Origin of the sequence: Microvirga arabica (assembly GCF_016811235.1) — a bacterium.
Classification (GTDB): Bacteria; Pseudomonadota; Alphaproteobacteria; order Rhizobiales; family Beijerinckiaceae; genus Microvirga; species Microvirga arabica.
The window spans coordinates 1-5,252 of record NZ_JAFBID010000150.1 but is presented as its reverse complement, the minus strand read 5'-3'; the positions used below and the strand labels follow the sequence as shown (position 1 = coordinate 5,252).

At 56.6% G+C, this 5,252-nt stretch carries 2 protein-coding genes and 3 pseudogenes; 3 read left to right on the top strand and 2 right to left on the bottom strand.

Annotated features, from left to right (window positions below; all coding sequences use genetic code 11):
* Positions 1-830 precede the first annotated feature (830 nt).
* Entirely contained in the window at positions 831-2,111 is a 1,281-nt protein-coding gene (locus tag JQC81_RS34090) for a calcium-binding protein (RefSeq protein WP_281400478.1), read from the bottom strand.
* 446 nt (positions 2,112-2,557) lie between these two features.
* Between JQC81_RS34090 and JQC81_RS34590 the strand changes: the two are divergent.
* Positions 2,558-2,659 (top strand): annotated as a pseudogene (locus tag JQC81_RS34590) (IS6 family transposase); the annotation flags it as partial.
* A gap of 275 nt (positions 2,660-2,934) precedes the next feature.
* Here JQC81_RS34590 and JQC81_RS31845 read toward each other — a convergent pair.
* A pseudogene (locus JQC81_RS31845) lies at positions 2,935-4,160 on the bottom strand (IS110 family RNA-guided transposase).
* Positions 4,161-4,409: 249 nt separating this feature from the next.
* On the opposite strand from JQC81_RS31845, the pseudogene JQC81_RS31840 reads away from it, so the two are divergent.
* Together JQC81_RS31840 and JQC81_RS31835 are read left to right on the top strand one after the other, a co-directional pair.
* A pseudogene (locus tag JQC81_RS31840) lies at positions 4,410-4,604 on the top strand (DDE-type integrase/transposase/recombinase); the annotation flags it as partial.
* 167 nt (positions 4,605-4,771) lie between these two features.
* Positions 4,772-5,062 (top strand): transposase, encoded by a 291-nt coding sequence (locus JQC81_RS31835; RefSeq protein WP_203275772.1) that lies wholly within the window; start codon positions 4,772-4,774, stop codon positions 5,060-5,062.
* Positions 5,063-5,252 lie beyond the last annotated feature (190 nt).

Below are 5,252 nucleotides of genomic sequence, written 5' to 3'. Positions count from 1 at the left end.
CGAACCAAGATGACGCCGCCGCAACTTGTTGTAATGCGTCTCCACAAAGCGAACCGTCCACTCGATAGTCGCAACGATGAAAACTCCTTTTGACAGCCGAGTTGCTTTTCCTTGCCGGTACCTGGAGTGAATGGGGCTATGAGCGCGGATTTCTGAACTCGTCACCCAGGACAAAAACAGCATAATTAGGTTCACTGATTGGCGGATTCCGGTGCGCTGGGATCGCTTTCTTTCGGAAGCTCCGATCACCATAGGTCCAGACATCAAGGGAAGCAGGAATCATTTTGTACTAACGATAGAGTACGCCGAGGTAATCCAGATGGGCTCCTAGATTCTGAGTCCGGAGCGAGTCAGCCTCATCGCTCGTAGATGAAAGCTTGGTCATCAGCCGCATCGAAGCCGTCCTCTCCCACTGTTTGCGGTAGCTTGACGATTTGGCTTCTTGAAGGGCCTTGGGACGCGCCTCTCGCCTAACCGACTCCCAAGTCGAATATAAGTGCGATATCATGAGAGGTTGGACGACCACGCGGAACACACAATTCACAGGGAACCGCAAGCCGCCTGCCATAGTCCGAAATCGTGTGGTGACAAGCGCCAGCCGCAGCCAGCCAGTGGCCGCCCCGATGAGGATCGCGCGGAGGACGTTACGTTGGCTTGCGTCCCCGATCAACGGGCTGGAGCAGAATAGCTTTGATCTGCACCTTTTCCGGTCCGTCGTGTTGGAGGCATAGCGCCGCTCAAAGTCCTTCTAACGTTCTCAAGGCGACAGCCTGCTCAGTAAGCCCGACCCTACCTCAACTTGAGCCAATCCGGACTTTCCAGACAGTTACTCAAATCACGAAGAAGTCTTTATAGGTCAGAGCAAGCCCCTTCTTCAGCTGAGCAAACTCTACAGCCGTTTTGTAGCCGGAGCCGTCCGAATCGTACGATAAAACACCTGTCCTCTTATTGTAGATCAGATAATCATCCTTTTCATGGGCTTCGCTTCCAGCGACAAAGTACTCTTTGTTCAATTGTTTGGGATTGGAAAGAGTGCCCTTCCCAACCTTCTTGAACACAGCATTGTCGAGCCAAAAATTATCGTGTCGGACATTAAAGTCTTTAATCGTGTCAAAGTTGACCTTGCGATCAGAACGGAACGTTCCGAGTGTGGTGTTGAACACGAAAATATCTCGGCCAGCATTGCCGTAAAGCACATCGTTACCTACGCCGCCGTTGAGAGTGTCATTCCCCAAACTACCGTGAAGCGTGTCGCGGCCAATATCGCCATAGACCCAATCGTGACCGGAGCCACCGCTGACGGTGTCGTGACCGGTCCCTCCATAGGTCCGATCGTTACCAGCGTTGCCAGCGACCTTGTCGTTGCCCGCACCGCCATAAAGCCAATCGTCACCTGCCGCTGCGTCCACCACATCGTGGCCTCCGACACCCTTAATGGTATCGTTCCCAGTTCCAAGGTGCTGATTGATACCCTGACCCAGGATTATGACGTCCTTCCCCTGTGTTCCGATAATATGCACCCCGTTTGGAGCTGGTATAGTCGGATTCGGGTTCGGGTATGGGGTAGAATCGCCCGTGACGACCACCGAGAACCTATCGTTTCCGCCTCCTATATCGCCGATGTACAGGTATTTCGCACCGCTTGAAATCGCACGGTTTAGAAGGAACGTAAGCTGGCCGCCTTCACCGAGCGAGATAGCTCTACTCTCGGAGGAGACTTGTCCATCAAGCTGGCCTAACGTTGCTTTTTCTGAGTTATAGGAATTCTGGTCCGTGCCAGAGAGATAGGGTTGATTATACAACGGATCGTCGCCGCTCTTCCAAGGCTGAAGAAAGCCTGGAGCGAAAACTACACCGTTTCTGCTAAAATCGAAGGACTCTTCGGCGAGAAGCGACGGCACAGCCGATGCGTCGGTTGCGAGATTGGTCGAGAGCTTCACAAAATCAATATCAATACCTGAAAAGCTACCCGATCCGCCTGAAATGACGTTATCGTCACTAATGATGACGGCGTTTAAGCTCAGTATTCCACTGCTTTGTAGATCGACACGGTAGATCCCTGTCTCACCTATCCTGCCAATAAAGGTTGGCGTCAATGTCGCAGTGGCCATCATAACTCTCTTTCACGTAGGAGCAGTCGGCCAAGTCGCCTAACATCGCTGTCGCAGGTTGGGCCTTGGTTTGAGAGTACAAAAGTATGGAATATTTTCTACGATCGTTAATGCTAAAAGATACTACCACTTCCGACTATATGCCTATACTCCATTTTAAGGATTGAATTAGATTATGGATTTTGAGGATGGTTTACCTGAACGTTAGGAATCTCCAGCTAAGATTGCGGATAATCTTTCACCGTTTCTGGGCGAGACTTTTGGGAATGTTTTAGACTCAGAGCCGAGGAGTCATGGCACGCAACTTGGCGGATTGGGTCGTCCAGCGCCACAAGAAGTTGCTTGGAAATTTTGGGTCGGGATCCGAACGCTTGGGCCACAAGGGCAACTCAGGTTGCGCATGAACACGTCGGAATTCTGTAAGTATGAAGATTGGCACGCCGTTCCGTGAGGCGATCCTGTCTTGCGATAAAACGGACCGACTTCAGGTCCAATCGCGACGCCAACTGAAGCCGATCCGGATCAGGCAAAGTGCCTACCTCACGGATGTATTTGACAAGCCGTTTTCGAGGTCGGTGGGAGCAATTTTCTTATCGCCGGTTGGTTTGCGGCAGGCGCTGTCCCCGGACTGAGCGGCGGGATCTGGGTTTGATTGCGTCATGGCGTGACGAGAGGCTCGCCAGGCCCGCTTGGGGGCAAGTGCGCGCAGGATGCCGCAGCCCACCGGCGAGTGGATCGGCAGGCCTGGTTCTGCTATAGTCATGGAGCTCGGGTGACCCCGAAGCGAAGAGCAGGGCGTGAGGTTGCAACCCTGCCGCGCAGCTTAGGATCGTCGCCCCTCATTGGCGGCACCCGAGCACCCCTTTGGTGATCGTTGTTTCCAGGTGGCCACAAACCGCCGTTAAGCTTCTTCGGCCTGGCCGACCATCTCCCGCTCCGCCTCACGCACCGCCTTCTTGCTGTACGCGGCGGCAGATCCCTTTTGCCGGCGACCCCGGTGCGATGGATGCCCCGCTGTCAATTCCAGGTGCCGCAGCTTCCACTGCAGCAGCGCCGGCCGGCTCCAGGTGTAGTCCTTGTCCTTGCTCAGCATGTGCCAGACGATCACCGCCAGCTTGCGTGCCGTGGCAACGGCCGCCATCGACTTGCCGCCCTTGTTCGTGATGCGGACGAAGAAGGCCCGCAGAGGGCCTGGTACACCAGAGATCACCCAGGCTGCCTCCACCAGCATCGAGCGGGCGTGGGCCCGCCCCTGTTTGCTGATGCGTCTATGATAAGCGGGCTTATCGCCCGACTGCCGCACCTTCGGATTGAGACCGAAGTAACTCACGAGCTTTTGCGGTGAAGAGAAGCGCTTGATGTCACCGATCGCCGCCAGGACGCTCATGGCCACCGTGGCATTCACCCCTGTGATCGTCATCAGCCGCTTGACCTGCGGATCGTCGAGCGCCTTCTGGGCGAGGCTCTTGTCCAGTTCCGCAAGTTCAGCGCCAAGCCGATCCAGCTCACCGGCATGACGCAGGATCACCCGGCGCTGATCCCCGGCGCGCGGGAGGGCCCCCACCTCCCGCGCTGTGAGAACAGGCTGCCCTGGTAAGGTGGGACCAGGTGAGCATGCAGAAGCGCATGGATCCGGTTCTTGAGCCGGCTCATCTGTGCGACTAGCTGGGTGCGTTCTGCCGTGATACGCCGGCGGGCCTCGGTCTCCTCGTCCGGCATCCAGACTTCGGGCAGGAACCCGCCCGCATGCAGCTTCGCTAAGACCCGGGCATCGATCTTGTCGGTCTTGACCTTGGCCCAGGCGATGGCCCGCACCAGGTTGGGATTGGCAATGACGACCCGGGCCACGAAGGGCGACAGCAGGCGCACGATGGCGCTGGTGTTGCCGGTGGCCTCCAGGACGACCTCGTCGTCAGGCTTCAGGGTCTTGGCAAAGTGCAGCAGGCGGCTGCGTTCGAGGTCGATCTTGCCGGCATCCCGGATAATTCCCTTCTCCAGGATCGCCATCTGGGCGAAGGATCGATGGACATCGAGAGCAATGATCCTCATCTCCTGCTCCTGTTGGGTTGAATAACCTTGGGAGCTGGTGGGTCACACGACACCTACGGATCCGCGCACGCAGCGCACCCGGGCCAGTCGAAGGGACGGCCAGACAATAACGCGAGCTCTCAGCTCATGAGATACGACCGCCTGCCCACCTTACGTGCTCCCGACACCCCTATCCCGGGCTGCTGATGGTAGCTGACCCTTCAGCTGTCTGAAAAGTGGATGGAGGTGTCGCGCCTATTCATGTCCGATAATAATCGCATTGAGCAGGATCATCGCGCCGTCAAGCGCCAGGTTCGACCGATGCTCGGCTTCAAATCGATGGCATCCGCCCGTGTGATCCTGGGCGGCATCGAGATGGTTCACATGATGCGGAAAGGACAGGCGAACTATGCCTGCAATTCGCAACTATCCCTCGCTGAGCAGTTCGAGATGCTCGCTGCCTGAGCCTATGGCAAATCCTCGGCCATCTTCTCGCTCCGGCTCTAAATTTGCGACGAATCCCTTCATTCTTAACTGGGACTGGGAAGTGGCGACCTGCCCGGCTGGGCACGAGAGCCGAAGTTCGGGGCCGATTACACCAGAGGCGGACGCCCTTGAGGATTCGGTTCTCGGTGACCTACTGTCGACTCTGTCAGTTGAAGCCACAGTGCACCTGGGATGGCCGGCGCCTTATCACGCTACGGCTACGCGAGGAACACGAGATCCTTGAGGCGGCTTGTGAACATGAAGCGCAGCCTGCCTTCTCAAGAGAGTATTCGCAGCGCACCGGCATCGCGGGTACAGTTTTAGCGGGTGTCGGAGTCCTGCACCTGCGGCGCTCCCGCTATCTCGGCCCCGCCAAGACGCATCTCCAGCATGTGCCGGCGGCGGCGGCCATCAACCTCATCCGGATTGCGATTTAGCTCGACGGCACATCGCTCGCACGAACGCGTCGATCCGCATTCACCTAGCTGATGATGCTTCCGAGCGGCCAATCAGGCATTCGCCAGCAGTGTCAAAAGCGGAGCAAGTCCAGTAACACCAAGCTACACTCCGATGAAGCACGGGTATGTTGTGACAGATTTGCTGATTTGAGCTTCGGCCACAAAAAGG

Coding starts and splice junctions, on each gene's coding strand:
- JQC81_RS34090 (WP_281400478.1), bottom strand. CDS start 2,111: ATGGCCACTGCGACATTGACGCCAACCTTTATTGGCAGGATAGGTGAG.